The following is a 2411-nucleotide window of genomic DNA, read 5'->3' on the forward strand; positions in this document are numbered from 1 at the left end:
CCATCACAACGTTCTTGTTTATTCTGTTTACGCAGGCAGGAGCAATGGATCCGCCTGCTATCATGTGGGAGAGGACTTATTTCGATGGATATTACTCCTGCTTCCGTGATATTCATGAGACAAGTAATGGAAACTATATTGCGGCTATGTATTCTACAATGGTTCCACAATTTGCCATCTGCTTATTCGATGTAAACGGTGATACCGTTTGGACCGCAAGCTCGGATCTCTATACGCAAGTTGGGCATTGGGTTGAAGAACTGAACGATGGGGGTTTCATCGTAACAGGTGCAGGGAGGGAGACAAGTATTTCAAGTGTTGGGCTTCTATTGGCACAGTATGATTCGCAAGGTGATGAAGTATGGACTAAAATATATGGTCCCACAGGATCAGTTGAATGCGGATACTGTGTGACAACACTCCCCGACGGAGGTTTTGCTGTATGTGGAGAGATAAACCCACAGACAGGCATGGATCAGGCCTGGCTCCTGAGAACCGATTCGAACGGAGACACGCTTTGGACTGACATCTGGGGAGAGTACAGCATGAATCACGCCAGGAGAGTGATCTACAATGATGGACTTCTCAAGGTTCTCTCGTTTGGCAGGATTCATCCGGACTCTGCAAAAGGTACACATCTGCTTACCTACGACCTTAACGGCAATCTCCTGAGTGAGGTGAGAATAGCCGCTCTGGGTGGGGACGAAGGCGTTGACATGTGCTACTCTCCTTCTGATGGAGGATACACCATCGTCACTAATCACCATCCCAAGATAGCTCATGTAGACAGTCTTGGTAACCTCGAATGGATAATACCGAATCCTATGGCTTCATCGGATCCATACGGCTGGTCCATCAACGCGACGATGGATGGAGGTTATATCTATGGAGGTGAAAACACTCCCTTTCCCATAGAAGCGGATAACGACTATCCCGGCATGGTGATAAGGATCGATTCCGAAGGGAATCAGATATGGTGGGACTTTGTGTACGAATCGGACTGCATGTGCATCTATTCCATAAGGCAGCTCTCTCAGGGTGGATACATCGCTGCGGGGAACACAACTAATGGACAGGGCCTCCTGATACGCTACGAGCCCGAGACAGGGATAGGTGATCGGGAGGGACTTCCCCATTCGGTGCTTCTGAACGCGCCCTGTCCCAATCCCTTCACTTCCAGCCTGAGCATTGGATACAGTCTTCCCGAGAGGATGTGCGTGTCTCTTTCGGTCTACGATCTTACAGGCAGGCTTGCAGGGGAACTGGAGGATTCTATACTCGATGGCGGCGAGCACACTTCCGTGTGGTATCCGGGTGAACTTCCTTCGGGCTGCTACATCGTGATGCTCAGGACCGAGCAGGACGTACAGATATCGAAATGCGTACTGGTAGTGAGGTGACAGCGATGAAGTTTTGCATCACAACGTTCTTGCTTATTCTGTTTACGCAGGCAGGAGCAATGGATCCGCCCGTTATAATCTGGACGAATGAGCTTGCATCGTACTTTTACGATGTACACGAGACTTCCGATGGTGGTTTCATCGTTGCAGGGCGTAAAGGTAGCGGACCAGATAAAAGCGTATTTCTGTTTGACTCGTATGGCAATTTAGTATGGGAGTATGGCGTCAGCGGGTACGACTACTACCAGCACGCCCGCTGGATCGAAGAAGTTCCCTCCGGAGGATATATCGCAACCGGCTGCTGTCGTCTATCTTCATCATCCAGCTATACGTTGTTCATCGCCAGGATCGATGCGGAAGGCAACGAGGAATGGAAAAGACTATTCGGTTTCGAAGATTCGTATGAAATAGGCTATTGCATCCTCCCGCTCCCCGACGGAGGTTTTGCTGTATGTGGAGAGATAAACCCACAGACAGGCATGGATCAGGCCTGGCTCCTGAGAACCGATTCGAACGGAGACACGCTTTGGACTGACATCTGGGGAGAGTACAGCATGAATCACGCCAGGAGAGTGATCTACAATGATGGACTTCTCAAGGTTCTCTCGTTTGGCAGGATTCATCCGGACTCTGCAAAAGGTACACATCTGCTTACCTACGACCTTAACGGCAATCTCCTGAGTGAGGTGAGAATAGCCGCTCTGGGTGGGGACGAAGGCGTTGACATGTGCTACTCTCCTTCTGATGGAGGATACACCATCGTCACTAATAATAATGCTAAGATTGCTCATACTGATTCCCTGGGCAATGCGATCTGGTATCATGGTGTTTCTGGTTATGGTTTCCCTGAAGGCTACTCCGTCAACAGAACGATGGATCAGGGTTACATATATGGGGGGCAGAACGTACCCAACCCTGATTATCCCTGGCAGGTATACTCAGGTATGATCGTCAGGTATGATTATGAGGGTAACGAACTGTGGCTGGACTATGTTTACAATTCCGACTGCA

2 protein-coding genes are annotated in these 2411 nt (G+C 49.5%); both read left to right on the forward strand.

Annotated features, from left to right (window positions below; all coding sequences use genetic code 11):
* On the forward strand, positions 1–1400 hold a 1400-nt coding region (locus K8S15_05550), incomplete at its 5' end, for a T9SS type A sorting domain-containing protein (GenBank protein ID MCD4775501.1).
* A 59-nt stretch (positions 1401–1459) separates the two neighbouring features.
* The coding region (locus tag K8S15_05555; protein ID MCD4775502.1) for a hypothetical protein at positions 1460–2411 on the forward strand (952 nt) is incomplete at its 3' end.

Origin of the sequence: Candidatus Aegiribacteria sp. (genome assembly GCA_021108005.1) — a bacterium.
In the GTDB taxonomy this organism is placed as follows: Bacteria; Fermentibacterota; Fermentibacteria; order Fermentibacterales; family JCC-6; genus Aegiribacteria.